Here is a 25,575-nt window from a genome sequence, read left to right on the forward strand (position 1 = left end):
GCGCTAAAGGACTACATCACCTGGTTCAACACCACACGAGGCCACACACACTGCCAGGGTCTGAGCCCGGTCCAATACCGGGCCCAGACCCTCGCCGCCTAGACTCTTAATTAACGAGTCCAACCACGGGGGACCAGTTCACCTGTCGCAAGGTGCCCTTGACGTCAGCCCGGAAACGGGTCAGCGGGTCACGGTGATGACCATCGTCGGACCGGCGCCGCCGCCGACCCGGGTGTGCACGACGTACTGGCCCGGCGGGACGTCGGCGATGGTCGCCACCGCTTCCGCCATGCCGTCGTGGTCGTTGACGATCTCGGCCAGGCCCTCGTCGGCGCCGACCGGGTGCTCGCCGTTGCGCACGAACGCCTTCGACGAGATCCAGCTGACCCCCTCGGGGCCGTGGTTCAGCCGGAGCACGATGGTGTTGCCCGCCCGGACCTCGGACTTGTCGGCGGTCAGCCGGGGCTGCTCGGCGGGTGCGACGGCGGTTGGTGCGGTGGTCTCGGGTGCGGTGCTGGGCGCCGCCGTGGCCGGAAGGGTCGTGGTCAGCGTGAGCCCGGCGAAGAGCCCGGCCGCCAGCAGCGTCTTGAATGTGCGCATCGGAGTGCGTTCCCCTCAGTGATGTTCCATCAACCAGGGCGCCCGTTCGGTTTGCCCGCTCGTATAGACGTCCGTTCCGGGTAGCGGTTGAGACAAGTCGCGGCGAATGTGACTGTTCACACAGATCATGGCGGTTTGGTGGTGAGCCACGCCGCACCCACTGCCCCTGCCCGGCGGGACGAACTCGCAGCTCAGTTACCCTTTGCAGGTACTGCTGGCCATCCGCCGGGTTCTGGCGGATCTGCACGGAAACCGGGAGCAGCACCCGTGGCCCGAGTCGTTGTCGACGTCATGCCGAAGCAGGAGATCCTCGACCCGCAGGGACAGGCGGTGGCCAATGCGCTGCCCCGGCTCGGGTTCGACGGCATCACCGAAGTCCGCCAGGGGAAGCGTTTCGAGCTGGAGGTCGCCGACGACGTCGACGACGACACGCTCGCCAAGATCGCCGAAACGTTGCTGGCCAACCCGGTCATCGAGGACTGGACCGTCCGGCGGGTGGACGCATGAGCGCGAAGATCGGTGTGATCACCTTCCCCGGCACCCTCGACGACGTCGACGCCCAGCGTGCGGTGCGCCGCGTGGGCGCCGAAGCGGTCGCCCTCTGGCACGCCGACCACGACCTGAAGGGTGTGGACGCGGTGATCGTGCCCGGCGGCTTCTCCTACGGCGACTACCTGCGCTGCGGCGCGATCGCCAAGTTCGCCCCGGTGATGACCGAGGTGATCGACGCCGCTCGCAAGGGCATGCCGGTGCTCGGCGTGTGCAACGGCTTCCAGATCCTGTGCGAGTCCGGCCTGCTGCCCGGCGTGCTGACCCGCAACGCGGGCCTGCACTACGTCTGCCGCGACCAGTGGTTGAAGGTCGAGAACAACACCAGCGTCTGGACCACCCGCTACGACGCGGGGGCCGAGCTGCTGATCCCGATCAAGCACGGCGAGGGCAACTACATGGCCGACCAGGCCGTCCTCGACGAGCTCGAAGGCGAGGGCCGGGTGCTGTTCCGCTACGCCGGTGACAACCCGAACGGCTCGCAGCGCGACATCGCCGGCATCACCGACGCGCGCGGACGGGTGGCGGGCATGATGCCGCACCCGGAGCACGCGATCGACCCGCTGACCGGCCCCACCGATGACGGCCTCGGCATGTTCCTGTCCGTTCTGGATGCACTGGTGGCAGCGTGACCAACATCGTGACCGTGGACAGCGTTGAGCACGCGAAGTCCACGCCCGACACCCCCCAGCCGTACCGCGAGCTGGGCCTGAAGGACGACGAGTACGCCCGCATCCGGGAGATCCTGGGGCGCCGGCCCACCGAGGCCGAGCTGGCGATGTACTCGGTGATGTGGAGCGAGCACTGCTCCTACAAGTCGTCGAAGGTGCACCTGAGGTACTTCGGCGAGACCACCACCGACGAGATGAAGCAGAAGATGCTCGCGGGCATCGGCGAGAACGCCGGGGTGGTCGACATCGGCGACGGCTGGGCGGTCACGTTCAAGCTGGAGAGCCACAACCACCCGTCGTACGTCGAGCCCTACCAGGGCGCGGCCACCGGGGTCGGCGGCATCGTCCGCGACATCATGGCGATGGGTGCCCGGCCGGTGGCGGTGGCCGACCCGCTGCGGTTCGGCCCGGCCGACGCGCCGGACACCAAGCGGGTGCTGCCGGGCGTGGTCGCCGGGATCGGCGGCTACGGCAACTGCCTGGGCCTGCCGAACATCGGCGGTGAGGTCTTCTTCGACGAGTGCTACGCGGGCAACCCGCTGGTCAACGCCATGTGCGTGGGCGTGATGAAGGTCGAGGACCTGCACCTGGCGCACGCCAGCGGCACCGGCAACAAGATCATCCTGTTCGGCGCCCGCACCGGTCTGGACGGCATCGGCGGTGTGTCCGTGCTGGCGTCGGAGACCTTCGACGGCGACGAGAGCGGCACGGGCCGCAAGAAGCTGCCCAGCGTGCAGGTCGGCGACCCGTTCGCGGAGAAGGTCCTCATCGAGTGCTGCCTGGAGCTGTACCGGGCCGGGCTCGTGGTGGGCATCCAGGACCTCGGCGGCGCGGGCCTGTCCTGCGCCACCTCGGAGCTGGCCTCGGCCGGTGACGGCGGCATGCGGGTCGACCTGGATCGGGTGCCGCTGCGGGCCAAGGGCATGACCCCGGCGGAGATCCTCTCCAGCGAGTCGCAGGAGCGGATGTGCGCCGTGGTGGAGCCGTCCAACGTGGACGCCTTCATGGAGGTGTGCCGCCGCTGGGACGTCACCGCGACGGTCATCGGCGAGGTTACCGACGGCGAGAACCTGGAGATCTACTGGCACGGCGAGCTGGTGGTGGACGTGCCGCCGCGCACCGTCGCGCACCAGGGCCCGGTGTACGAGCGGCCGGTCGAGCGGCCCGCCGAGCAGGACCTGCTCGTCGCGGACAGCGCGAACACCCTGGCGCGGCCGTCCACACCGGAGCAGCTGCGGGAGACCATCCTGCGGATGGCGGCCTCACCGAACCTGTGCTCCCGCGCGTGGGTCACCGACCAGTACGACCGCTACGTCCGGGGCAACACGGTGCTGGCCCAGCCGGCCGACGGCGGCATGCTGCGCATCGACGAGGAAACCGGGCGCGGCATCGCGATCGCCACCGACTGCAACGCCCGCTACACCCGGCTCGACCCGTACGCGGGCGCGCAGCTGGCGCTGGCCGAGGCGTACCGCAACGTGGCGACCACGGGTGCCACGCCGGTGGCGGTCACGAACTGCCTGAACTTCGGTTCGCCCGAGGACCCGGGCGTGATGTGGCAGTTCCAGCAGGCGGTGCGTGGGCTCGCCGACGGCTGCCGCGAGCTGGGCATCCCGGTCACCGGCGGCAACGTCAGCTTCTACAACCAGACCGGCGCCAAGCCGATCCTGCCGACCCCGGTGGTCGGCGTGCTGGGCACGATCGACGACGTGACCCGCCGCATCCCCACCGGCATCGGTGGCGAGGAGGGCGAGACCCTGCTGCTGCTCGGCGAGACGCGCGAGGAGTTCGGCGGCTCGGAGTGGGCGCACGTGGTGCACGGCCACCTCGGCGGGGTGCCGCCGAAGGTCGACCTGGCGCGCGAGAAGCTGCTGGCGGAGATTCTGGTGGCGGGTTCCCGCGACGGCATGATCTCGGCCGCGCACGATCTGTCCGAGGGTGGTCTGGCGCAGGCGCTGGTGGAGACGGCGCTGATCGGTGAGTGCGGTGCCCGGGTGGTGCTGCCGGAGGGCGCGGACCCGTTCGTCTGGCTGTTCTCCGAGTCGGCGGGCCGGGTCCTGGTGGCGGTGCCGCGCACCGAGGAGACCCGGTTCACCGACATGTGCACGGCCCGCGGTCTGCCGTGGGCGAAGGTCGGGGTGGCCGACGCGGGCTCGCAGAGCCTCGACATCCAGGACGTCGCCGAGATCCCGCTGGCCGAGCTCCGGGAGGCGTGGGAGGGCACCCTCCCGGCCCTGTTCGGCTGAGCTGTTCGCTGGTGAGCGGCGTCGTCGACCAAGCGGTCGGAGGCGCCGCTCACCTCCTCGCGGCGTCGAACGCCCAGTCCGGCGGTAGCGTCACGTCGACGTCGGGGTTCGCGGTGATGCCGGTGCGCTGCACGTCGCCGCGGAACGTCGTCCCGGACAGGTCCGCGGTGTTGCCGAAGTGCACACCGCGGAAGTCCACCGGGCCCTCGAACGTGCAGTCCACCATGGACATCAACTCCTCGAAGCGGCAGTCGGCGAACTTCGTGGTGCCCTCGAACCGGGTACGGTCGATGTGCACCCGACCGTGGAACTCGACGCCGCTGAATCACGCCCGCTCGTGGAACACCGCGTCGTCGCAGCGAAACCGGCCGAACAGCCGACCGGTCCCGACCGTGGTGCCGGTCAACCACACCGGCCCGTGGAACTCGCAGCGGCTGAAGTTGTTGCTGCTGAACAGCCGCGCGTAGCGCAGGATCAGCGTGCCCCACCTTCCGGGCGACCAGGTCGAAGTACTCCAGCGTCGCGTTGGTCAGGTCCAGGTCGTAAGCAGGCGCGTCGGCATCGCCGGTGCGCGGCAGCAGATCCACGATCAACCGCTGCGCGGTCAACCGAACCTGTAACTTCCGCTCGGCGTCGTTCCGGTCGGAGACCTCGGGCCATTCACCGCCGTACCGCGGGTGCCCGAACGGCCGCCGCAGGTAGGAGCACAGCACGTCGAGCACGGTCTGGGTGTACTCGTGGCTGCTGCGGGCCGGGCCCGCGAGGGCGTGCAGGGCGCCGACCCGGACCTGGTCGCTGTCGTGTCCCAGCAGCTCCACGGCCCGGGCGAACCGCTCGTCGGCAACCCGGTCCCGGTCCAGCTCCGCACGTCGGCTCTCCAGCTCGTGCCGTTCCCGCTCATGATCTGCTGCCGTTGCTCCTCGACGCGGCGCCGCCGGTCGTTGAGCCACAGGGCGTACAACGCGACGACGGACCCGGCAGCGAGTCCACCGGTGCGCAGCGCATCGGCCCCGGTGGTCCGTGGATCGAAGAAGAGGAGCGCGGCGCTGACGCCGACGAGAGCCACGACGGCAACGGCGATGGTTGCGACCAACCCGAACTTTCGCTCACGCATGCGAGGAATTCTGCCGTGGCACTGAATTCCGTTCGCGCAGTCCGAGCGCTCGGTCGCCGCGTTGTACCGCTGCGAATCCGTACTCCGACCGAGTGATTTCGTTCGTTGGTTGTTCACTCGGATGCCGATGTGGATTAACCCGCTGGATGCATTGCCAGACAGCGGGTTTTGGGCGCGCGGCACGCGGTGCCGGGGTGCCGCCCGGCACCGCGTTCGGTCACGTCAGCCGTTGGCCAGGGCCTGCAGGCGGTCGTAGGCGCCGTTGAAGGTGTTCTTGTCCAACGGGGAGGAGGTGTACTGCCAGATCGTCCAGATCTTCCAGTTGTACGGCAGCGTCCCGACGGTGCTCGCGTAGCGGGCCACCCACAGCGGATTCGTCGAGCTGAAGTCGCCGTTCACGCACTGGCTCCACCAGCTCGTGCTGGTGTAGATGACCGGCCAGCGCCCCGTGCGCGCGTGGTAGGTGTCGCTGAAATCCTTGATCCACGCGGTCATCTGGCTCTTGGTCTTGCCGTAGCAGGTGCTGCCGTAGGGGTTGTATTCCATGTCCAGCGCACCCGGCAGCGTCTTGCCGTCCTTCGACCAGCCACCGCCGTTGTCCACGAAGTAGTTCGCCTGCGCGGCGCCGCTGGAGCGGTCCGGCAGCGCGAAGTGGTACGCACCGCGGATCATGCCGACGTTGTAGGAACCGTTGTACTGCTGGGCAAAGTACGGGTTCTTGTAACCGGTGCCCTCGGTCGCCTTGACGTAGGCGAACCGCATGCCCTGGTTCCACCAGTACTTCCAGTCCACATTGCCCTGGTGGCTGCTGACGTCCATGCCGGCGACGGTGGCCAGCGGGTCGACGTCGGGAACGGCGTGCGGGTCTCCGCCCTCGTGCTTGCGGATCTGCGAACCCATCGGGGTGTCGGTCGCGGTGGTGCCCGGCGGTTCGTCGGTGACTTGCGAGCTCATCGCGGCTGCCCTTCCGGGAAGGGGGGATGCTTGTGCGCCGGCGCACAGCAACATCGCGCCTGCGCAGAGCATCGATACTAGGGAGAGCAGCGATAATCGGCGACCACGTCCACTCGTCTGGTTCATCGGGGCCTCTCGGAACTAGTAGCGATGCGTTGTCGGGGGACAACGCGCCAGCCTCGAAAGTGTGGCGAATCGTTTTCCTTCGATGTAGGTTCTGTGTTAGTTTTTAACCAGAATGGCCCAATCCGGACATGGTGGGTGAACCTGTGCCCACCCGTGCGGGTAGTTCCGGGTCGCGGACAACCTCACGGTCGAGGTGTGCGTCGACAACAACAGGCGAGGGTGCGTCAGTGGACCGGCGATCTCGTGGTTGCGCTCAGTAGCTGACACGAGTGGTGCCACCACTCGATGACCTGCTCTGATGGGGGGTACGGCTACCCTGGGTGCTACACATGATGTTCGACCGCCAGACCGATCCGGTCGTATGCTCCGAACGAGAACGGCCCGGGCGAGTACGACGACTGGAGGGCGCCCCAGGCATGACTGGCTGGACAGCGCCGGTGCCCAGCGCTCACGAGGTGACCGCCGAGGTGAACCGAGCGGATCGACGACGCTTCGCAGCGGTCTGGGCCCAGGCCCTCATGGGCACCAGCTACGTGCCCATGACCAGCGCCGAGATCGAAAGCCGCCTCCGCGGCTACACCGACCGCCTGGTCGATGCCCTGCTCAGCGACCCCTTCGACCCCTCGCCCGGGCGGGCAATCGGGGTCGACCTGGTGGCCGTGCACTTCACCAGCGCCGAGTCCCTGGCGCGCACCATCGACCTCATTGGCGACGAGATCCTTGACATCCTGCGGCTGGGCCACAGCCCGGGCTGGCGCGGCCGCGTCGCCGCGCTGCAGGGCGCCCTGTGCTCCGGCTTCGTGCAGGCCGCCCGCAAGCGCACCCTCGACGAGCAGGAGGCCATCCGGCAGGCGGTGCTGGACGCCCGCGACGCCGTCGAGCAGGCGCTGCGCACCAGCGAGGCCCGGTTCCGCGCGATCTTCGCCGAGGCCGCCATCGGCATCGGCATCGGCGACATGACCGGCCGCATCCTGGAGGTCAACGACTCGCTGGCCCGGATGCTCGGGCGCTCGGCCGACGAGCTGCGCCACATGATGGTGCAGGACATGATGCACCCGGCCGACCCGGAGAGCATGTGGCGGACCTACGAGGAGCTGGTCCGCGGCGAACGCGACCAGTTCCGGGTGGAGAAGCAGTTCGACCGGCCCGACGGCAGCACCATCTGGACCGAGTTGATCGTCTCCCTGGTCCGCGGTGAGGACGGCCTGCCGCTGTACCAGGTGGCCATGATCGAGGACGTCACCGAGCGGCGGATGCTGCAGGAGCGGCTGCGCCACCAGGCGATGCACGACCCGCTGACCGCGCTGCCGAACCGCGCGCTGTTCCAGGAGCGGCTGGCCTCGGTGCTCCAGCACCACGAGCCCGGCGACCGAATCGCGCTGTGCTACATGGACCTCGACGGCTTCAAGGTCATCAACGACAGCCTCGGCCACCACGTCGGCGACGACCTGCTGGTCGCGGTCGCCCGGCGGCTGGCCGACGCGGTGCACGGCGAGGACCGGCTGGTCGCCCGGATGGGCGGCGACGAGTTCGTGATCCTGATCCAGAACTCCTTCGGCACCGAGCATGCCATCGAGATCGCCGACACCGTGCTGGACGCGCTGCGGGCCCCGATCCGGCTCGGTGGCCACGAGCTGTCGGTGTCGGCCAGCATCGGCATCGTGGAGCGTCCGCTGGCCGGCCAGACCGCGGCCGAGCTGATGCGCGACGCCGACGTCACGCTGTACTGGGCGAAGTCCGAGGGCAAGGGCAAGTGGGCGCTGTTCGACCCGGACCGCAACGCCACCGAGGTCGCCCAGTTCCGGCTGTCCGCGAAGATGCCGGCCGCGCTGGAGCGCTGCGAGTTCTACGTGGACTACCAGCCGCTGATCGGGCTGCGGGACAACGGTGTCGTGGGCGTCGAGGCGCTGGTCCGCTGGGCGCACCCGGAGCTGGGACGGCTGGGCCCGGACCGGTTCATCGGGCTGGCCGAGGAGACCGGGCTGATCGTGCCGCTCGGTCGGTGGGTGCTGCGGCAGGCGTGCCAGCAGGCCCGGCAGTGGCAGGACCAATTCGGGGAGTCCGCGCCGTTCGTCAGCGTCAACCTCGCGGTCCGGCAGTCCCGCGACCCCGAGCTGGTCGCCGACGTGGCGCGAATCCTCGCCGAGACCGGGCTGGAACCCTCCCGGCTGCAACTGGAACTGACCGAGAGCGCGGTCATGGGCACCGCGGACGAGCCGCTGGACGCGCTGCGCGCACTGTCCCAAATGGGCGTGCGGATCGCCATCGACGACTTCGGCACCGGCTATTCGAACCTGGCCTACCTGCGGCACCTGCCGGTGCACGAGCTGAAGATCGCCGGGTCGTTCATGGAGGGGCTCCGGGACGCGGAGCGCGCCGACCCGGTCGACGCGCGCATCGTCGGCACCCTGGTGGACCTGGCGCACGCGCTCGGGTTGACGGTGACCGCCGAAGGCGTGGAGACCCGCGCCCAGGCACGCCGCATGGCCGACATCGGGTGCGAGACGGGCCAGGGCTACCTGTTCGCCCGCCCCGGTTCGCCGGAGGAGATCACCGCGTTCATCGCGGCCCACCAGGACTGAACCTGCGCGAGGGTCGGGCAGGGCTCCCACCGCGAGGTCGGGGGTGGGTTCCCGAACTCAGGCAAACCTGGACGTTCCACCCGGGTGGGGTGATCGCGCGGATGTCCCGTTGCGGCGGCTCCTCTGGTCGCGGGTGAGGCCGCCGTAGAGCACCGTCGCCGAGTTCACCAGCGCCAGGTGGCTGAACGCTTGCGGGAAGTTCCCGGTGAAGCAGCCGGATCCGGCGTCGTACTCCTCGGCGTACAGGCCCACGTCGTTGGCCAGGCCCACGAGCCGGTCGAACATTTCCTCGGCCTCCAGCCGCCGGCCGATGTAGGCCAGCGCGTCGACCATCCAGAACGAGCACGCCAGGAACGCGCCCTCCTGTCCGGACAGACCGTCCACGTGGTGCGGCCGTTCGCCGGTGCGGTAGCGGTCGACCAGCACCCCGTCGTGCTGGAGTTCCCGCTGCACGGCCTCCACCGTGCGCACCACCCGCTCGTCGGTGCCCGACAGGAAACCGACGGCCGGGATCAGCAGCGTCGCCGCATCCAGCGACGTCCCGCCGTAGTACTGGGTGAACGCGCCGACCTGCGGGTTCCAGCCCCGTTCCAGCACCTCCTCCCGCGCCTCGTCGCGGATCCGCCGCCACCGGTCGACCGGCCCGGGCAGCCCGTCCTCCTCGGCGCCGCGCACCGCCCGGTCGAAGGCGACCCACACCATCACGCGCGAGTGCGTGAAGTGCCGGTCCGGTCCGCGCACCTCCCAGATCCCGCGGTCCGGCTGCTGCCAGATCTTCTCCAGGTGCCGCAGCATGCCGCGTTGCAGCGCCCAGGTCGCCTCGCTCTCCAGCAGGCCGCGTTCGCGGGCCAGGTGCAGCACGTCCATCACCTCGCCGTAGACGTCCAGCTGCGTCTGCCGGTAGGCGTCGTTGCCGATGCGCACCGGGGAGGTGCCGTGGTAGCCGGGCAACCAGTCCGCCACCCACTCCATGAGGTGGCGTTCGCCGTTGACGCCGTACATGATCTGCAGGTCACCCGGGTCGCCGGCCACCGCGCGCACCAGCCACCGGCGCCAGGCGGCGGCCTCCTGGGAGCAGCCGAAGCCGTCCAGCGCGAGCAGGACCAGGGTGGCGTCGCGCAGCCAGCAGTAGCGGTAGTCCCAGTTGCGATCGCCCGGCACGGCTTCCGGCAGGGACGTGGTCGGGGCGGCTACGATCCCGCCGGTCGGCGCGTAGGTCAACGCCTTCAGCGTGGCCAGCGAGCGGTACACGGCCGCCCGGTGCGGCCCGGTGTAGGTGATCTTCTCCGTCCACTCGCGCCAGAAGTCCTCGCTGACTCGGATCTCCTGCACCGGGTCCATCGGCGCGGGCAGGTCCTGCGGATCCGGTGACCACTGCATGACCCAGGACAGCCGCTGCCCGGCGTGGACGGTGACCACGAGTTCGTGCGCTCGCTCGTGCTCGGCGCGCCGCGGCAGGACGTCGCCGCGCAGCACCGCGGTGTGCGGGCCGGCGATGGCGAGGATGTACTCGTCGAGCACCGGCTCGGTCTCGCGCACCCGGCGCACCCACGGCACCGAGTCGCCGTAGGCGAACCGCAGCACCCACCGCAGCTTGATCTCGACCTCGCCGGACAGGCCCGCGACGGTGCGCACCAGGCACGGTTGGTCGTGCTGGTTCTTCTCGTGCGGCGGCATGGTGTCCAGCAGCCGCACCGCGCCCGAGTCGGTGCAAAAGTCCGTTTCCAGCACCAGCGAGTTGCCCCGGTAGCGGCGGCGCACCTCGCGGACCGGTGCGGTGGGGGCGATCTGCCAGTGGCCGTCCCGGTCGGTGCCGAGCAGGCGGCAGAAGCACGATGGCGCGTCGAAGCGCGGCAGGCACAGCCAGTCGACCGATCCGTCCTTGCCGACCAGCGCGGCCGTGCGCAGGTCGGAGAGCAGCGCGTAGTCCTCGATGGGGCCCGGTCCGCCGCGCAGGTGGTCGCCCGTCACACCGCCGAGGCTAGGCACCGGACCGGCCCGCGGCCACCCCGCCCGTTCAGCCGCGTTCGGCGGCGGTGCGCCGCAGGACGCTGTGCGGGATCACCGCCTGCACCGCCTCGTGGAGGTTCAGGCCGAGGTCCATGCCGCCGAGCAGGTCCGGCAGGGCGTGGCCGGGCACGCGGCGGAAGCCCGGCCAGTCGTCGGGCACCCGCGACACCGAGGTGCAGGCGGGGACCAGCTGCGTGCCGTCGGACATCTCGGCGGTGTAGATCATCTCATCGTCCGCGCTCGGTGCGTAGAGCAGCAGTTCGGCGTCGAGGACCGCGGCGGGCAGCTCGGATTCCGGTAACCGGCCGGCCGAGATCTGCGCCAGCACCTCCTCCAGCCGGTTGGTGGGTTCGAGCTTCCGGCTGGCGAGTTCGGACGGCCGGTAGCGGTCGTTGAACTGGAAGTTCTCGTCGATCTCGCCGCGGGCGTCGATGCGGTAGGCGCCCACGATCCCCTCCGGCGGCACCTCGTCGTCGCCCCCGGCGTAGCCGGGATCGGTGATGTACAGCCAGCTGTTCGGGTTCTGCCTGGCGTGCTCCCGCATCTGGGCGGTGATCGGCGGCCGGTCGGCGGGTCGGGACATCGCGTGCTCCGTGGTTTTCGGTCTCGGGCGCCCCGCGGTTGCCGGGCGCGTTGTCGAGGGTGCCAGCAGCAATGGTGCGGATGGTGTACCGGTTCTCACCTTTTCGAGGTGCCGTCGCGTCCTCGGCTGGCGCAGACTGGCCAGGTGGGGCCCGGGGAGGGGAGGCGGCGGTGATCGGTCAGCGAGAAGCGTTGCGGATGTTCGGCTGCGAGGTCTTCGACCCTGAGGGCCACCGGATCGGCATCGTCGGCCAGCTGTTCATCGACGACGACACGGAACAGCCCGCCTGGATCACCGTCCAAACTGGACTCTTTGGGACCAACGAGAGCTTCGTGCCGCTGGAGGGCGCGGCCTTCGACGGCGACACGCTGACCGTCGCGGTGGACAAGGACGCCGTCCGGCACGCGCCGCGCATCACCCTGCACCAGGGTGATCTGCCGCCGGAGCAGGAACGCGCCCTGTACCTGTACTACGGCATGACCTACGGGGTGGCGCCGGAGGGCGTCGCGTCGGCCGATGACGTCCAGCCCGAGTACGTCGAGGCCGTCCGGCTCCGGTTGCGACGCTGGGTCGCCGCCACCTGATTTCCCCGAAGCACGCGTAGAAGACGAATCGGCGCTCACCGAATCCCGCGGTGGGCGCCTATTTTGGCTGCTCATTCCCGGTAGGACAGCCAGAGCTGGGAATGCGTTCACCCCTCCGCCCGATTGTATGGCGACAAGTCGCCAACGTCACCCGGACGAGTGTTTTTGCTGGTTACGTTCCGGCGTGAAACACCCTCGCTCGGCCCCACCCGAGCGAATTCGAAGGAGGGGACACATGAGGAAGCTGCTATACGGCACCGGGGCAGGGGTTGCCGCAGCGGCGCTTGTGTTCGCCGGTGCTCCCGCTGGCGCGCAGCCGCAGATCAAACTCGCCCCGTTGGCCCTGCACCAGGCGCAGGCCGCGGACTCCGGTGACGTGTACATCGTCAACCTCAAGGACGGCATCGCGCCGCAGGGCGTGGCCGAGGAACTCGGCGTGCAGGCCCGGCACCTGTACACCCACAGCATCAACGGGTTCTCGGCCAGACTGAGCCCCGAGCAGCTCGACAAGGTCCGCGCCAGCGACAAGGTCGAGAACGTCTCGCAGAGCTACCGCATCCAGGTCGAGCCGACCAGGCACCAGGCCGTCGGCTCGTGGGGCCTCGACCGGATCGACCAGCCGAACCTGCCGCTGGACGACTCCTACTCCCCGGCCGGCACCGGTGAGGGCGTCACCGCCTACATCATCGACACCGGCATCGACCCGTCGCACCCCGACTTCGGCGGGCGCGCCGAGATCGGCTTCGACGCCACCGGCGGCGACGGCCGGGACGGGAACGGCCACGGCACCCACGTGGCCGGCACGATCGGCAGCAACACCTACGGCGTCGCCAAGGGCGTGAAGCTGGTCGGCGTCCGGGTCCTCGACGACACGGGCAGCGGCACCACCGAGCAGGTCGTGTCCGGCATTGACTGGGTCGCGCAACACCACCAGGGCCCGTCGGTGGCGAACATGTCGCTCGGCGGCCCGAAGGACCCGGCCCTGGACGAGGCCGCGACCAACCTGGTCAACAGCGGCGTCTTCCTCGCGGTGGCGGCCGGCAACGAGAGCCAGGACGCCGCCAACGTGTCCCCGGCCAGCGCCGAAGGCGTGTTCACCACCGCCGCGTCGGACGACCAGGACGGCTCCGCCGAGTTCACCAACTTCGGTAAGACCGTCGAGGGCTACGCGCCCGGCGTGGACATCGTCTCCACCGTCCCCGGTGGCGGCACCGAGGCGCTGAGCGGCACCTCGATGGCCAGCCCGCACGTGGCCGGCGTCGGCGCCCTGTTCCTGCAGGCCAACCCGGACGCCACGCCCGCCGACGTGATCGCCGGGCTGCAGGCCCAGGCGGCCAAGGGCGTGATCCAGAACGCCCCGCAGGACACGATCGCCGACCTGCTGCAGATCGGCGAGCTGTGATCCGCGAACGATGACCAGCGGGCCCTTCCCGACGACCTGGGGAGGGCCCGCTGCGCTACTTCATTCGGGGGACACTGGGATACCGCCGAACGGGGTCAATCGAAGGTCGATCTGTTGCCTCCCGCGAAAGTTGGTTCCTGCAAGGCGTTCCCGGTGGATACGTTGCCAGATCACGGGGGTGTTCAGTGTCCATCGCGGCGCCGACGCGGAGTCGGTGCCGCCAGGGGCACCCGAGGAGGGGTGTGCCGTGCTACCCGGATACACCGAGGAGCTGACGCAGACGCCGACGGCGCAGGACGAGGCGTCCCGGGACACCGCCGCCACCGAGCCGCTGACCGAGCGGGCGGTGCAGGCGCAGGTGGCGTCGGTCGCGCGCGCCGCGGCCCGCTCACAGTCGAGCAACGGGGGCGTCCTGCAGGTCGTGCACGGCGCCAAGCGCGTCGGCTGGGCGGCGTACGAGTTGCAGCGCAACGCGACGCAGCTGGTGCAGGGCGTGGCCAAACCGCCGTACGTGACGACCGGACCGCTGGACTCACTGGAGTCCCGCAAGCTCGCCGAAGGCGTGCAGTACCAGGTGCTCTACGACCGGTCGGCGCTGGCCCGGCCGCCGCAGCTGGACATCACCAGCAAGCTGGTCGCCCTGGGCGAGCAGGCCCGGGTGATCCACATGGCCCCGACCAAGCTGATCGTGGTCGACGGCGAGGTGGCGCTGCTGCCGCTGACGGTCAGCGAGACGTCGGTGGAGAGCGCCGTGGTGGTCCGCAGCTCGGCGATGCTGGCCGCGATTTCCCGGATCTTCGAGGACCTCTGGCGCTTCGCCGCACCGTTCAGCGCCGACCAGGACCTGTCATGCGGTGAGCTGCATCCCACCGAGGAGGAGCGGTGGATCCTGTCGCTGCTGGCCTCCGGCGCCACCGACGACACGATCGGCCGCCTGATGGGCTTCAGCGCGCGGACGGCGCACCGCCGGGTCCGCGAGCTGATCGCCAGGCTGGGCGTCGAGACCCGGTTCCAGGCAGGCATGCAGGCGGTCAAGCTCGGCTGGCTGTAGCGGGACCGCGGTGTCCGCGATCACGGTCCTCGGCGGGTCGTAGGCTTCGGGCATGGCTGGTCGTCGTGCCGTTGATCCCGGTGAGGTGCGTGCTGCCGTCGCGGCCGTCGGGCCCTGGTTGGACGACGGCGGGGCGCAGCCGGCGCGACCCGCGTTGGCCGCCGCCATACGGCTGAGCCTGCGCACCCTGGAGCAGATCGCGCCCGGCAACAGCGTCGAGGTGCGGGTTCCGCCGTTCGCCGCCGTGCAGTGCGTCGCCGGGCCGCGGCACACCCGCGGCACCCCGCCGAACGTCGTCGAGACCGACCCACGCACCTGGCTGCTGCTGGCCACCGGGCGGCTCACCTGGGCCGACGCGGTCGAGGACGGGCGGCTCACCGCCTCCGGCACCCGCTCGGACCTGTCCTCGTGGCTGCCGCTGGTGCGGATCGACGCCGCGTAGCCGACCCGGCACGCGATGTCGATCTCCGTGGGCCCGATGAGATGGCCGACACGCATCGGGACGGCTTTCCGCGGGTTGCGCGCTGTTTACACTGAGGTGCAACCCGGCTCCGTCCTCCAGGGAGTTCTCGGTGGTCACCGACCGGCCCGAACCGGCAACGCCAAGCCAGCAGATGGACCTCTCCAGCTCCGCCGTCGAACGGGACATGCCGCGCGAGGAGTGCGGTGTCTTCGGCGTGTGGGCGCCCGGCGAGGAGGTCGCCAAGCTCACCTTCTACGGCCTGTACGCCCTCCAGCACCGCGGCCAGGAGGCCGCCGGGATCGCCGTCGGCGACGGCTCCCAGGTGCTGGTCTACAAGGACCTGGGCCTGGTCAGCCAGGTGTTCAACGAGCAGACCCTGGCCGCGCTGCGCGGGCACGTCGCGGTCGGCCACGCCCGCTACTCCACCACCGGCGGCGGCACCTGGGAGAACGCCCAGCCGACGTTCCGCACCACCGGCACCGGCAGCGGCCTGGCCCTCGGCCACAACGGCAACCTGGTCAACACCGCCGAGCTGCTGGACCGCGCCATCGCCGAGGACGTCTATTCGGCCAACGCCTCCGCCCCGGCCAACGGCTGCGACCGCGCCACCAGCGACTCCGACCTGGTGACCGCGCTGCTGGCCGCGCGGGCCGCCGACAAGGGCCTGGAGCAGGCGGCCATCGAGCTGTTCCCGACCGTGCGCGGCGCGTTCTCGATGGTCTTCTGTGACGAGCACACCCTCTACGCGGTGCGTGACCCGCAGGGGGTGCGCCCGCTGGTGCTCGGTCGGCTGGAGCGCGGCTGGGTGGTGGCCAGCGAGACCGCCGCCCTGGACATCGTCGGCGCGTCGTTCGTTCGCGAGGTGGAGCCCGGTGAGCTGCTGGCCATCGACGGCGACGGCCTGCGCTCCCAGCACTTCGCCAGCCCGAAGCCGAAGGGCTGCGTTTTCGAGTACGTGTACCTGGCCCGCCCGGACACCACCATCGCCGGCCGCTCGGTGCACGGCGCCCGCGTCGAGATCGGCCGCCGCCTGGCCAAGGAGCACCCGGTGGAGGCCGACCTGGTCATCCCGGTGCCCGAGTCGGGCACGCCCGCCGCGATCGGTTACGCGCAGGCATCCGGCATCCCCTACGGCCAGGGCCTGGTGAAGAACTCCTACGTGGGCCGCACCTTCATCCAGCCCTCGCAGACCATCCGCCAGCTCGGCATCCGGCTCAAGCTCAACCCGCTGCGCGAGGTCATCCGCGGCAAACGGCTGGTGGTCGTGGACGACTCGATCGTGCGCGGCAACACCCAGCGCGCCCTGGTGCGGATGCTGCGCGAGGCCGGCGCCATCGAGGTGCACGTGCGCATCGCCTCGCCGCCGGTGAAGTGGCCGTGCTTCTACGGCATCGACTTCGCCTCCCGCGCGGAGCTGATCGCCAACGGGCTGGACCTGGACGGCGTCCGCCGCTCCATCGGGGCCGACAGCCTCGGCCACGTGTCGCTGGACGGGCTGGTGGCCGCCACCGAGCAGCCGCGCAGTCGGCTGTGCGCGGCCTGTTTCGACGGCGAGTACCCGATCCCGCTGCCGGACGACGCGCGGATCGGCAAGTACCTGCTGGAGGGCCTGAACAAGGCCGAACGCGGGATCGCGGGTCCGGCCGAACCGGTGCTGCCGACCGGTTACGGTGCCGAGGACGCGCTCCAGCGCCCCTGAACGCACCGATGAGGCCCTCCGGGGCTCCTCGCTGCGCGTAGCGTGGTTCGTGCTACACATGCGCGTCCGGCGAATCGCAAATCGCACCTAGATGTGGAGCCAGTCGTGTCCGAAGACCTGCTCGCAGGGTCTGCCCAGACCGAGAGTCCGAAAGTTACCTACGCGGCGGCGGGCGTGAGCATCGAGGCCGGTGACGAGGCGGTGGAGAAGATCCGCCCGTGGGCGCAGCGCGCGACCCGGCCCGAGGTGCTCGGCTCGTTGGGCGGCTTCGCCGGTCTGTTCCGGCTCAAGCTTGACAAGTGGAAGGAGCCGGTGCTCGCCTCGTCCACCGACGGGGTGGGCACCAAGCTCGCGGTCGCGCAGGCCCTGGACCTGCACGACACCGTCGGCATCGACCTGGTCGCGATGGTCGTCGACGACCTCGTGGTGTGTGGTGCGGAACCGCTGTTCCTGCAGGACTACATCGCCGTCGGCAAGGTCGTGCCGGACCGGATCGCCGACATCGTCAAGGGCGTCGCCGAGGGCTGCGTGCAGGCGGGCTGCGCGCTGCTGGGCGGGGAGACCGCCGAGCACCCCGGGATGATGGCCCCCGGCGAGTACGACATCTCGGCGACCGGCGTCGGCGTGGTCGAGGCGGACGCGATGCTCGGCCCGGAGAAGGTCCGGCCCGGCGACGTGGTGATCGCGATGGGGTCCTCGGGCCTGCACTCCAACGGCTACTCGCTGGCCCGGCACGTGCTGCTGGACATCGCGCGGATGCCGCTGGAGGGGCACGTCGAGGAGTTCGGCCGCACCCTGGGCGAGGAGCTGCTGGAGCCCACCCGGATCTACGCCAGGGACTGCCTGGCGCTGGCCACGGAGGCGGGCGTGCGGACCTTCGCGCACATCACCGGCGGTGGGCTGGCGCAGAACCTGGCCCGGGTGATCCCGCAGGGCCTGACCGCGGTGCTGGACCGCGGCAGCTGGACCCCGGCGCCGGTGTTCCGGCTGATCGCGCAGCGCGGCCGCGTCGAGGCCGAGGAGATGGAACGCACCTTCAACATGGGCATCGGCATGGTGGCCGTGGTGACCGCGGAGGACGTGGACCGCGCCCTGGCGGTGCTCACCGCCCGCCACGTGCCCGCGTGGGTGCTCGGTGAGATCGCCAAGCAGCCGACGGTGGAGGGCACCACCGAGGACGACCGGGTCGTCCTGCGCGGCAACCACCCGCGCTTCTGAATCCGTGGGCGTGATCGGGAATCACCGACGCGCCCCGGTTGTTGCAAGGGGACGTCGGCGTGCGCGCGTGCCCCCGGGCCCCAACGAACGCCTGCAGGGAATACCGTCCGGCTGGAGCCCTGCAGCGCCATCCGCCGAGAGGCGGCCCGCGCGCGTCGGCCCAGCATACGCAGCCCGTCCTGCCAGGCAGGACGGGCTGGTGCCGTGCGCGTCCGATCGACCGGACGCGGGCAGCACACAGATGTGAGTGGCGCCGCCAGGACTGCCCCGGCAACGCCACTCACGGTGCTCCTCCTATGTGGGACTGTGCGAGCTCGTCAACCCCACCCGCTCATGCACATCGGGTCAGACGACGACTTCCGACGCACCTCGCCATCGAGCGAACAGCGTTCATCCGCCGTCCTCGGTGGAGATGTGCTTCAGCGTCGGCCGTAGTCGTAGTCGTCGTACCCGTCGTCGTACGAGTCGTCGCGGTCCTCGTTGGACCACTCGCCAGCAGACTCCGAGGACAGCTCGCGCTGCAACTTCTCGATGTCCATGGCGGGGGAACTGTACTTCAGCTCGCGGGCCACCTTCGTCTGCTTGGCCTTAGCCCGGCCGCGCCCCATGGCTCGACCCCCTCGCACAGGGTGTGCGGGGCGGACAGGGGAAAGTCGGCCCCGCATGATCTCGACAACTTTTCCTGTAACTACCGTACCGTGTCGAGGCGGTTGAACGCGACGTGGTGCCGGGACTGAGTGGCCGTGTCTTGGGTGACGTCGCACTCCCCGCCGCCACCACCGGGTTCGGCACGGGCGAGCCAGCCGCAGCGGCCCTCGGCGGGCATGGCACGATGCTCGCTGTGCCAGAGCCGTTCGTCGCCTACCTGAGGGTGTACGAACCCTTGTCGTCGTTCGACCCTCCGGTGCGCGAGCAGCTGGCGGCAGCCGTGGAGCGTGGGCCGGTCGACCCGTTCGACGCGGGGTTGCGGGAGCAGCACCTGTGGCTGCGGTCGCAGCTCGCCGCGCCGCCGCGGCTGCTGCCCGGCGAGACCGCCGACGGCGCCGCACCGGACATCGGGGACGTGCTCGTGCTGGACCCGGCGGAGGTGCCCACCGCGGAGGCCGCCACCGTCGGTCCCGCGCCGCTGGTGTGCCCGCTGGACCTGCGCGGGCGGTCGGCCGCGGCGCTGGTCGGGTTCCTGGGCAACGCGGAGATCCCGCTGCGGTCCGCGGTGCTGCCGGTGCCGGTGGAGACGGCCAGGGTGCGGGCCAGCGCGGTGATCAGCCAGCTGGCGGGTGGCGCGGTGCACGTGCTGTCGTCCACCTGGACGGTGCCGCTGCCGTGGTTCGTGCTGGTCGACCCGGTGGAGCGCTGCGTGGTCAGCGAGCCGGGCCGCCGCCGGGTGTGCTGGCGGGTGGCGATGGCCGACGCGCGGCGCCGGGTGGCGCGGGCGCACGCGATCGGGCGGCAGTCCATCGGCGAGGAGGGGCCGACCCGCATCCTGCGCGAGACCGGCCGCTGGCTGGAGCGCTTCCACCCGCATTCGGCGGTGGAGCTGGACTACGGCGGCCTGGTGCAGCTGATGTCCGACAGCGACCTGGACGCGGACACCTCGGCGGAGGACGTGCACGCGATCGTCGACGCGATGGAGCAGGACGACGCGGAGGAGGTCGGCCTCCGCTACGAGGCCCTGCGCGACTTCTGGTCGGAGTTCGCCGCCCGCGAACGCCACAACTGATCCGACGCGTCGGGGTCAGGGGCGGCAGCGGATCTCGCCGTTGAGGACCGCGAACCAGCCGTCGGGCGAGTCGATCCACGCGTGCCACGCCGCCGCGAGCTCCTCCAGCTCGTCCCGGGTCGTCAGGCCGTGCCCCAGAGCCTGCTCGGCGAACGACGAGTGGCGGATCCGGTCCGCCCACAGACCGCCCCACCAGGCCCGGTCCTCGGGCGTCTCGAAGCACCACACCGACGCGCTGCAGGTGACGTCGCTGAACCCGGCCGCGCGCGCCCAGGTCTTCAGGGAGCGGCCGGCGTCGGGGAACGCCCGGTTGTGGTGCGCCACGTCCCGGTACAGCGCCAGCCAGCGCTGAAGGCCCGGGTTGTCCGGGGACCAGCGCATCCCGCCGTAGTCGGCGTCGCGGGCCGCGACGACACCACCCGGCCGGCACACGCGCCGCATCTCGCGCAGGGCGGCCACCGGGTCCGTCAGGTGTTGCAACACCTGGTGCGCGTGCACGACGTCGAAGGAGTGGTCGGCGTAGGGCAGCTCGTAGACGTCGGCGCGGGCGAAGGTGACGTTGTCGGTGCCGCGCTCGGCGGCCTCGGCGCGGGCGATCTCCAGCGGGGCCTCGACGTTGTCCACACCCAGCACCCGCCCGGGGGCGACCAGGGTGGCGAAGTCGAGGGTGATGGTGCCCGGGCCGCAGCCGATGTCGAGCACGCTGGTGCCGGGTCGCAGGTGCGGGATCAGGTATGCGGCGGAGTTCTCGGCGGTCCGCCACCGGTGCGACCGCAGCACGCTCTCGTGGTGTCCGTGGAGGTAGGTGTCCGTGTTCGCGCTCATGGCATCCGTCTCGGAGTCTGAGATGAATGTTCCAATAAATGAGCGTACTGCCGGACCGGTCCGGTGCGGAAGGAATCGAGACGCGACCAGATCGCGTGCCGCGCCCCGCACAGTCCACTTCGGACCACGTCGACGAGCCCGTCGCCTACCTGCGGTCCCGCTCCTCGGCGAGCAGCTCGTCCACCGAGGCGGCGCCCTCGCGGTAGCGGCGCGCGATCTCCGCGTTCAGCCGGTCGACCACCTGCTGGACCTCCCGGCGGCGCTGGGACACCGAGTCCTCCTCCGCCGTGTAGGCGCGCAACGCCTGGTCCAGTTTGGCGTCCGACAGCGACATCACGTCCGACAGGTCCACGTCGGAGACCAGCGCCTCCACGTGCCTGCGGTGCGCCTCGGCGCGGGACGGTTCGGTCGTCTGGTGGCGGCCCGAACCGGCTGCCGGGCCCACGGCGTTGTCGGCCAGGATGCTCACCAGCTGCTCAACCACGGAGGCTGAGCCGCCCTCCCGCCGCCGCCGCTGCTCGGCGCGGACGATGTCGATCCGCGCGTGCAGCACCCGCCGCAGGTAGGACAGGTCCGTCTCCTCCTGCGCCGCCTCGTCCCGCAACGCGCGGACCTCGCCGAGCGTGCGTTGTTCGATGCCAGTGGTGTAATCCGGGGACAGGACCCGGTCGATGCGGCGCCGTCCACCCGGGCGGACTTCGATCACGTGGCCATCCTCCGGCAATTCGGTACAGCTCGCCAACAGTTCCCGCGGTGCCCCTCGCGGCACCGCCGACAGCTCGCCGGTTGCGCGGACCGTGCGGCTGCATGCTTCAAGGCATACCCGGCCCGTCAACCACCCGCTGCCCGCTGCGCGATCATGCCACGAGAACCGCGGGACCCGGGGTCAACGCCCGCGCAGGCCCTGCACGGCGATCCGTCCGGGTGGCTCGCCGGTGTCCGGCGGCACCGAGTCGGGGTCCACCGCGGCCGCCACCGCGCGGTCCTGCTCCGGGTCCCCGGCGACGAACTCGCCGTCCACCGGTGCCGAGCGCTTGAGCAGCGCCAGCGCGATCGGGCCGAGCTCGTGGTGCTGCACCACGCTGCCCACCCGGCCGACCCTGCGCTCGCCCAGCCACACCGGATCGCCGGTCTCCGGCAGGATCTCCACCGAGCCGTCCAGGTGCAGCAACACCATGTGCCGCGGCGGCTTGCCGACGTTGTGCACCTTGGCCACGGTCTCCTGGCCGCGGTAGCAGCCCTTGGCCACGTGCGCCGCGACGTGCACCCAGCCGAGCTCGTGCGGAATCGCGCGGTCGTCGGTGTCCAGCCCGACGCGCGGGCGCAGCGCCTCCACGCGCAGCGCCTCGAAGGCCAGCGTCCCGGACGGACGGATACCCGCGTCGGTCAGCTTCGTCCACCAGTCGACCAGCGACGCCCGCGGCACCACGAGGTCGAAGGTGGGCAGCGCGCGGAACGGCACGCTGCGCGCGAACCCGCCGTCGGGCAGCCCCCGCACCTCGTACGGCTTCGCCGGGACCTCGGTGAACTGGGCGAGCACCGTGGCGGCGTCCGGTCCGACCGCGGTCAGCACCGCAAACTCCGCAGTGGCGTCCCGAGGCTCCACTTTGGACCAGAACCGCATCGCCTCCAGGTACTCCAGCAGCGACTGCCTGCCGTCGACGCCGATCGACGGCAGCGCGCTGGTGGCCTGCGCGCCGGCGTCGGTGTCCAGGTAGACCACGCCGTCGTGGTGGGCGAGAAGCATGTGGCAGTCCACGTGCCCGTGGCTGTCCAGCACCAGTGCCTCGGTGCCGTGCCTGTCCGCGAGGTCGGTGAGGTGCTGGGAGAGCACCAGGTGCAACCAGCTCAACCGCTCCTCACCCGGCACCGCGATGACCTCACGGTGCGAGCGGTCCACCAGCACTGCGGCGCGGGTCGCCGACCGCTGCTCGGCGAACGGGTCGCCGAAGTGCCAGGGCACGCCGACGTCCACCGAGCCCTCCGGAGCGGGCACCGCTCCCGGCAGGTTCAACAGGGGTGAACTCATCAGCGCTCCTCGGTGTTGTGCGGCGCACCCGGTCGACGAGCCGACGGGGAGGCGCGGCTCATCAGCCCTCCCGGCAGTTCCGGCAGGTGCCGGACAACGCCAGGTGGGTGGCGTCCAGGGCGAACCCGCGCTGCTCCAGCAGCAGGCGGGCCAGGTCGTCCAGCAGTTCGGTGGAGACCTCGTCGATCCCGCCGCAGCGGTGGCAGGCGAGGTGCACGTGCTCGTGCTCCTCCACCGAGTACGTCGGCGCGCCGTGGCCCAGGTGCGTGTGCCGCACCAGGCCCAGTTCCTCCAGCAGGTCCAGCGCGCGGTAGACGGTGGTGATGTTGACGGTCGAGGCGGTGCCCTGCACCTTCCGGCACACCTGCTCGGGCGTGGCGTGCCCCAGTTCGCGGACGGCATCGAGCACCAGCTGCCGCTGCGGCGTCATCCGCATGCCGCGTTGGTGCAAGGTGCTGCGCAGCGATACCTGGTCGCTCAATACCCGCTCCTGTGCTCCGGCGCGCTCGACGGTCGTTCCTCCCGATCGTAACTCCGCTGCACATCCACCCGGTCGACGCGCGCGACCCACCATCACCCGGCTCGGCGGAGGGCATACCCTTCCGGCATGCGCGTACTGGCACTCCTGGACGGGACCGTCGTCGATCCGCAGACGCCGCTGTTCCGCGCCGACGACCTCGGCGTGATGCGCGGCGACGGGATCTTCGAAACGATCCTGGTCGTCAACCGCGAGCCGCGGGAACTCGGACCCCACCTCGACCGGCTGGAGCGGTCCGCCCGTCTGATGCAGATGCGGTTGCCGGAGCGCACCGCGTGGCAGCGGGCCGTGCGGGCGGTGATCGACGCGTGGCCGTGGGACACCGCCGGGCAGATGGCGTTGAAGCTGGTCTGCACGCGCGGCATCGACGGCGGCGACGGCACCCCCAACGGCTTCGCGATGGGCATGACGATCGGCGCCGACACGATCCGCAAGCGCGCGGAGGGCGTCACGGCCGTGACGCTGGAGCGGGGCTACGCGACGGATTTGATGGAGCGCGCGCCGTGGCTGTTGCTGTCGGCGAAGACCCTGTCGTACGCGGTCAACATGGCCGCGTTGCGGGAGGCCGAGGCCCGCGGCGCGGACGAGGTGATCTTCACCGCGACGGACGGCACGGTGCTGGAGGGCCCGACGTCGAACGTCGTCCTCGCCCGCGGCCGCACCCTGCTGACCACGCCGCCGAGCACCGGCATCCTCAAGGGCACCACGCAGGGCGCCCTGTTCCGGGCCGCCGAGCAGGCCGGCTGGGAGACCAGGGTCGAGACCTTCCCGCGCGAGGCGCTGTTCGACAGCGACGGCGTGTGGCTGGCCTCCAGCGTCCGCACCATCACCCAGGTGCGGGCCATCGACGGCACCGAGCTCAAGGCCGATGCCGATCTGCACGCCGAGCTGACCCGGCTGTACGAGTCCAACTACTGACCGTCAGGTGCCCCGGGAGTGAGCGGAAGGGCCGGAAGGTCCTGTCAGCCGACGACGCGGTCGAGCTTGGCCGACAGGCGCGGCTGGAGCTCGTGCTCCGAGGTCGCGCGCTCCTCGACGTAGGCCAGCGAGCCGTCGACGACGCCGTACAGGCGGCTGGCCGCCGTCACGTCCTCCCCGGTCGGCGACCGCAGCACCGCGTCGGTGCCGAACTCCCAGCTGGTCTGGTTGCGCGGTTTGCCGAAGAACAGCTCGGCCACCCCGGACGAGTGCAGCAGCATCAGCTCGATCGTGTCGTCCGGGTGCGGGCGCCAGAAGCCGGTCTCGCGGAACGCGAGCCCGACCACGTTGCCACCCTCGCCGTCCAACCGCCACGCCCGGGACTCGTAGGTGAGGAACGGGCGGCCGTCGTGCGCGATCGTGACCTGCTGGATGAACCGGTAGGTCTCCGGCAGCGACGGGTGGTTCGCCTCGCCCTCGCCGCGCCACACGCCGACGAGCGGCAGCAGTGCCAGGCAGGCGTCGTTGAGCGACGGCCCCATGCGCAGGTTGGCGGTGTCGCCGGGGCCGGGCAGGTCGTCGAACTCGGGCACGTTGCGGTGCCGGGTGAGCTTGGCGCGCTCGGCTGCGGCGGCGACGGCGGCGTCACCGCTGCCGGGCTGCGGTGGGTTCGGCGTGGTCATCGGGTCGAGGCTACCGGTAGGGGGAGATCAGTCGCTGAACAGGCGGTACACCACGTAGCAGGCGAACCAGACGGTCGCCACCGCCGCGAGGCCGACGAGCGTGACGAGGCCGTAGTGCAGGAAGTCGATGAGTTCCACGCACAAAGGATAACCACCGCGGGCGCTGGTCGAGGTGTGGCGTCCGGCATGATCTGGGCGAACACCGACGTCGACCCACCGACGGGAAGCACATGGACTTCGACACGCTGCGCGAGCGGGCGCTGGCCTTCCGTGACGAGTTGCTGGCGCGCAAGGACAAGATCGCGCCCACCGACTTCGGCTGGTACCCGTACGACACGATGGCCAACATCTTCCACCTGGACGCGCTGCTCAGCGGCCCGCAGCGGCAGATCTTCGACCGCATCGCGGGCACCCGGGTGGCCGACATCGGCGCGGCGGACGGCGACTTCGGGTTCTTCCTGGAGGCCGAGCTGGGCTGTCAGGTGGACGTGATCGACAACGCGCCGACGAACTTCAACGGGCTGCGCGGCGCGCGGCTGCTGGTCAAGGAGCTCGCTTCGGACGTCCAGGTACACGAGATCGACCTGGACTCGCAGTTCGCGCTGCCCGCCGAGCGCTACGGCGCGGTGTTCTTCCTGGGGCTGCTGTACCACCTGAAGAACCCGTTCTTCGTGCTGGAGTCGCTGGCCAGGCACGCCGAACTGTGCTTCCTGTCCACGCGGGTGGCGCAGGTCGCGCCGGACGGCACCCGGATCCAGCACCTGCCGGTGACGTACCTGCTGAACCCGGCCGAGGCCAACAACGACGCGACGAACTACTGGATCTTCAGCGAGACCGGGCTGCGCCGACTGTTCGCCCGCACCGGCTGGGAGGTCGTCGAGTTCACCACGGTGGGCTGCACCGAGGACTCCGATCCGCGTTCCCAGGACCGCGACGAGCGGGCCTTCGCCCTGCTCCGCTCCACCGCCCTGTAACGAGCGGAGGGCACCTCCGCTGGGAGGTGCCCTCCG

25 protein-coding genes are annotated in these 25,575 nt (G+C 70.7%); 14 read left to right on the forward strand and 11 right to left on the reverse strand.

Going from position 1 to position 25,575, the window contains the following annotated elements; genetic code table 11:
- Window positions 1–102 (forward strand): IS3 family transposase (locus tag IEY17_RS23595; protein WP_188989659.1); only part of this gene is annotated, 102 nt, incomplete at its 5' end.
- A gap of 78 nt (window positions 103–180) precedes the next feature.
- Here IEY17_RS23595 and IEY17_RS23600 read toward each other — a convergent pair.
- Window positions 181–600, reverse strand: coding sequence for a hypothetical protein (locus tag IEY17_RS23600; RefSeq protein ID WP_188991424.1), 420 nt, complete (start codon window positions 598–600; stop codon window positions 181–183).
- A gap of 267 nt (window positions 601–867) precedes the next feature.
- On the opposite strand from IEY17_RS23600, the gene purS reads away from it, so the two are divergent.
- The 3 genes from purS to purL are packed head-to-tail and all read left to right on the forward strand — an operon-like array spanning window position 868 to window position 4,066.
- Window positions 868–1,107, forward strand: a complete 240-nt coding sequence (gene purS / locus IEY17_RS23605; protein ID WP_188991426.1) for a phosphoribosylformylglycinamidine synthase subunit PurS — start codon at window positions 868–870, stop codon at window positions 1,105–1,107.
- A complete protein-coding gene (purQ, locus tag IEY17_RS23610; protein ID WP_188991428.1) occupies window positions 1,104–1,781 on the forward strand; it encodes a phosphoribosylformylglycinamidine synthase subunit PurQ in 678 nt (225 codons plus the stop codon). Before purS ends, purQ begins: the two co-directional genes overlap by 4 nt.
- The gene (gene purL, locus IEY17_RS23615) at window positions 1,778–4,066 is read left to right on the forward strand and encodes a phosphoribosylformylglycinamidine synthase subunit PurL (protein WP_188991430.1); all 2,289 of its coding nucleotides are present in this window, start codon (window positions 1,778–1,780) and stop codon (window positions 4,064–4,066) included. Before purQ ends, purL begins: the two co-directional genes overlap by 4 nt.
- Before the next feature lie 49 nt (window positions 4,067–4,115).
- On the opposite strand, the gene IEY17_RS26155 is transcribed toward purL, so the two are convergent.
- Window positions 4,116–4,364 (reverse strand): pentapeptide repeat-containing protein, encoded by a 249-nt coding sequence (locus tag IEY17_RS26155; protein ID WP_373289922.1) that lies wholly within the window; start codon window positions 4,362–4,364, stop codon window positions 4,116–4,118.
- Between the two features lie 1,038 nt (window positions 4,365–5,402).
- Window positions 5,403–6,134, reverse strand: a complete 732-nt coding sequence (locus IEY17_RS23625) for a lysozyme (RefSeq protein WP_188991432.1) — start codon at window positions 6,132–6,134, stop codon at window positions 5,403–5,405.
- Window positions 6,135–6,676: 542 nt separating this feature from the next.
- Here IEY17_RS23625 and IEY17_RS23630 point away from each other — a divergent pair.
- Window positions 6,677–8,842 carry a putative bifunctional diguanylate cyclase/phosphodiesterase gene (locus tag IEY17_RS23630; RefSeq protein ID WP_308424021.1) on the forward strand — a complete coding sequence of 722 codons (2,166 nt, stop codon included), beginning with the start codon at window positions 6,677–6,679 and terminating at the stop codon, window positions 8,840–8,842.
- Window positions 8,843–8,899: 57 nt separating this feature from the next.
- Here the strand turns inward: IEY17_RS23630 and IEY17_RS23635 are convergent, their stop codons facing one another.
- Together IEY17_RS23635 and IEY17_RS23640 are read right to left on the reverse strand one after the other, a co-directional pair.
- Entirely contained in the window at window positions 8,900–10,813 is a 1,914-nt protein-coding gene (locus tag IEY17_RS23635; RefSeq protein WP_188991434.1) for a glycoside hydrolase family 15 protein, read from the reverse strand.
- A gap of 46 nt (window positions 10,814–10,859) precedes the next feature.
- The gene (locus IEY17_RS23640; protein ID WP_188991436.1) at window positions 10,860–11,435 is read right to left on the reverse strand and encodes a type VII secretion system-associated protein; all 576 of its coding nucleotides are present in this window, start codon (window positions 11,433–11,435) and stop codon (window positions 10,860–10,862) included.
- 170 nt (window positions 11,436–11,605) lie between these two features.
- Here IEY17_RS23640 and IEY17_RS23645 point away from each other — a divergent pair, with 170 nt between their 5' ends.
- The 6 genes from IEY17_RS23645 (at window position 11,606) to purM (ending at window position 17,852) form a co-directional block, all read left to right on the forward strand.
- Window positions 11,606–12,019 carry a PRC-barrel domain-containing protein gene (locus tag IEY17_RS23645; RefSeq protein ID WP_188991438.1) on the forward strand — a complete coding sequence of 138 codons (414 nt, stop codon included), beginning with the start codon at window positions 11,606–11,608 and terminating at the stop codon, window positions 12,017–12,019.
- A 235-nt stretch (window positions 12,020–12,254) separates the two neighbouring features.
- Complete coding sequence (locus IEY17_RS23650; protein ID WP_188991440.1) at window positions 12,255–13,421, forward strand: S8 family peptidase; 1,167 nt, start codon at window positions 12,255–12,257, stop codon at window positions 13,419–13,421.
- A gap of 247 nt (window positions 13,422–13,668) precedes the next feature.
- The gene (locus tag IEY17_RS23655; RefSeq protein ID WP_188991442.1) at window positions 13,669–14,472 is read left to right on the forward strand and encodes a DNA-binding response regulator; all 804 of its coding nucleotides are present in this window, start codon (window positions 13,669–13,671) and stop codon (window positions 14,470–14,472) included.
- 52 nt (window positions 14,473–14,524) lie between these two features.
- Window positions 14,525–14,914, forward strand: coding sequence for a sterol carrier family protein (locus IEY17_RS23660; RefSeq protein ID WP_188991444.1), 390 nt, complete (start codon window positions 14,525–14,527; stop codon window positions 14,912–14,914).
- Window positions 14,915–15,086: 172 nt separating this feature from the next.
- Entirely contained in the window at window positions 15,087–16,634 is a 1,548-nt protein-coding gene (purF, locus tag IEY17_RS23665; protein WP_188991516.1) for an amidophosphoribosyltransferase, read from the forward strand.
- Between the two features lie 105 nt (window positions 16,635–16,739).
- Entirely contained in the window at window positions 16,740–17,852 is a 1,113-nt protein-coding gene (gene purM, locus IEY17_RS23670) for a phosphoribosylformylglycinamidine cyclo-ligase (protein WP_188991446.1), read from the forward strand.
- A gap of 419 nt (window positions 17,853–18,271) precedes the next feature.
- Here purM and IEY17_RS23675 read toward each other — a convergent pair whose 3' ends face one another.
- Window positions 18,272–18,460, reverse strand: coding sequence for a DUF3073 domain-containing protein (locus IEY17_RS23675; RefSeq protein WP_188991448.1), 189 nt, complete (start codon window positions 18,458–18,460; stop codon window positions 18,272–18,274).
- A 233-nt stretch (window positions 18,461–18,693) separates the two neighbouring features.
- Between IEY17_RS23675 and IEY17_RS23680 the strand changes: the two genes are divergently transcribed.
- Window positions 18,694–19,572, forward strand: a complete 879-nt coding sequence (locus IEY17_RS23680; protein WP_188991450.1) for a DUF8083 family protein — start codon at window positions 18,694–18,696, stop codon at window positions 19,570–19,572.
- A 15-nt stretch (window positions 19,573–19,587) separates the two neighbouring features.
- Here the strand turns inward: IEY17_RS23680 and IEY17_RS23685 are convergent, their stop codons facing one another.
- The 4 genes from IEY17_RS23685 to IEY17_RS23700 all read right to left on the reverse strand — a co-directional run bounded on the left by IEY17_RS23685 (window position 19,588) and on the right by IEY17_RS23700 (window position 22,907).
- Complete coding sequence (locus IEY17_RS23685) at window positions 19,588–20,397, reverse strand: methyltransferase domain-containing protein (protein WP_188991452.1); 810 nt, start codon at window positions 20,395–20,397, stop codon at window positions 19,588–19,590.
- A gap of 145 nt (window positions 20,398–20,542) precedes the next feature.
- On the reverse strand, window positions 20,543–21,103 hold the full coding sequence (locus tag IEY17_RS23690; protein ID WP_188991454.1) for an RsiG family protein: 561 nt from the start codon (window positions 21,101–21,103) through the stop codon (window positions 20,543–20,545).
- Between the two features lie 180 nt (window positions 21,104–21,283).
- On the reverse strand, window positions 21,284–22,426 hold the full coding sequence (gene ygfZ / locus IEY17_RS23695) for a CAF17-like 4Fe-4S cluster assembly/insertion protein YgfZ (protein ID WP_188991456.1): 1,143 nt from the start codon (window positions 22,424–22,426) through the stop codon (window positions 21,284–21,286).
- Window positions 22,427–22,487: 61 nt separating this feature from the next.
- Window positions 22,488–22,907: a Fur family transcriptional regulator gene (locus IEY17_RS23700; RefSeq protein ID WP_188991458.1), complete on the reverse strand. Its 420-nt coding sequence runs from the start codon at window positions 22,905–22,907 to the stop codon at window positions 22,488–22,490.
- Between the two features lie 126 nt (window positions 22,908–23,033).
- On the opposite strand from IEY17_RS23700, the gene IEY17_RS23705 reads away from it, so the two are divergent.
- Window positions 23,034–23,882 (forward strand): aminodeoxychorismate lyase, encoded by an 849-nt coding sequence (locus IEY17_RS23705; RefSeq protein WP_188991460.1) that lies wholly within the window; start codon window positions 23,034–23,036, stop codon window positions 23,880–23,882.
- A 44-nt stretch (window positions 23,883–23,926) separates the two neighbouring features.
- Here the strand turns inward: IEY17_RS23705 and IEY17_RS23710 are convergent, their stop codons facing one another.
- Complete coding sequence (locus tag IEY17_RS23710; protein WP_188991462.1) at window positions 23,927–24,565, reverse strand: heme-binding beta-barrel domain-containing protein; 639 nt, start codon at window positions 24,563–24,565, stop codon at window positions 23,927–23,929.
- 230 nt (window positions 24,566–24,795) lie between these two features.
- Between IEY17_RS23710 and IEY17_RS23715 the strand changes: the two genes are divergently transcribed.
- Window positions 24,796–25,539, forward strand: coding sequence for a class I SAM-dependent methyltransferase (locus IEY17_RS23715; RefSeq protein WP_188991464.1), 744 nt, complete (start codon window positions 24,796–24,798; stop codon window positions 25,537–25,539).
- The last annotated feature ends 36 nt before the right edge of the window (window positions 25,540–25,575 follow it).

Source organism: Saccharopolyspora thermophila (genome assembly GCF_014646075.1).
Taxonomy (GTDB): domain Bacteria; phylum Actinomycetota; class Actinomycetes; order Mycobacteriales; family Pseudonocardiaceae; genus Saccharopolyspora; species Saccharopolyspora thermophila.

Excerpts from the sequence above, each read along its gene's own strand:
- IEY17_RS23675 (WP_188991448.1), bottom strand. The coding sequence starts at position 18,460 with ATGGGGCGCGGCCGGGCTAAGGCCAAGCAGACGAAGGTGGCCCGCGAG.
- ygfZ (WP_188991456.1), bottom strand. The coding sequence starts at position 22,426 with ATGAGTTCACCCCTGTTGAACCTGCCGGGAGCGGTGCCCGCTCCGGAG.
- IEY17_RS23600 (WP_188991424.1), bottom strand. The coding sequence starts at position 600 with ATGCGCACATTCAAGACGCTGCTGGCGGCCGGGCTCTTCGCCGGGCTC.
- IEY17_RS23625 (WP_188991432.1), bottom strand. The coding sequence starts at position 6,134 with ATGAGCTCGCAAGTCACCGACGAACCGCCGGGCACCACCGCGACCGAC.
- IEY17_RS23715 (WP_188991464.1), top strand. The coding sequence starts at position 24,796 with ATGGACTTCGACACGCTGCGCGAGCGGGCGCTGGCCTTCCGTGACGAG.
- IEY17_RS23640 (WP_188991436.1), bottom strand. The coding sequence starts at position 11,435 with ATGTCCCGACCCGCCGACCGGCCGCCGATCACCGCCCAGATGCGGGAG.
- IEY17_RS23710 (WP_188991462.1), bottom strand. The coding sequence starts at position 24,565 with ATGACCACGCCGAACCCACCGCAGCCCGGCAGCGGTGACGCCGCCGTC.
- IEY17_RS23660 (WP_188991444.1), top strand. The coding sequence starts at position 14,525 with ATGGCTGGTCGTCGTGCCGTTGATCCCGGTGAGGTGCGTGCTGCCGTC.
- purF (WP_188991516.1), top strand. The coding sequence starts at position 15,087 with ATGGACCTCTCCAGCTCCGCCGTCGAACGGGACATGCCGCGCGAGGAG.
- IEY17_RS23685 (WP_188991452.1), bottom strand. The coding sequence starts at position 20,397 with ATGAGCGCGAACACGGACACCTACCTCCACGGACACCACGAGAGCGTG.
- IEY17_RS23705 (WP_188991460.1), top strand. The coding sequence starts at position 23,034 with ATGCGCGTACTGGCACTCCTGGACGGGACCGTCGTCGATCCGCAGACG.
- IEY17_RS23630 (WP_308424021.1), top strand. The coding sequence starts at position 6,677 with ATGACTGGCTGGACAGCGCCGGTGCCCAGCGCTCACGAGGTGACCGCC.
- IEY17_RS23650 (WP_188991440.1), top strand. The coding sequence starts at position 12,255 with ATGAGGAAGCTGCTATACGGCACCGGGGCAGGGGTTGCCGCAGCGGCG.
- purQ (WP_188991428.1), top strand. The coding sequence starts at position 1,104 with ATGAGCGCGAAGATCGGTGTGATCACCTTCCCCGGCACCCTCGACGAC.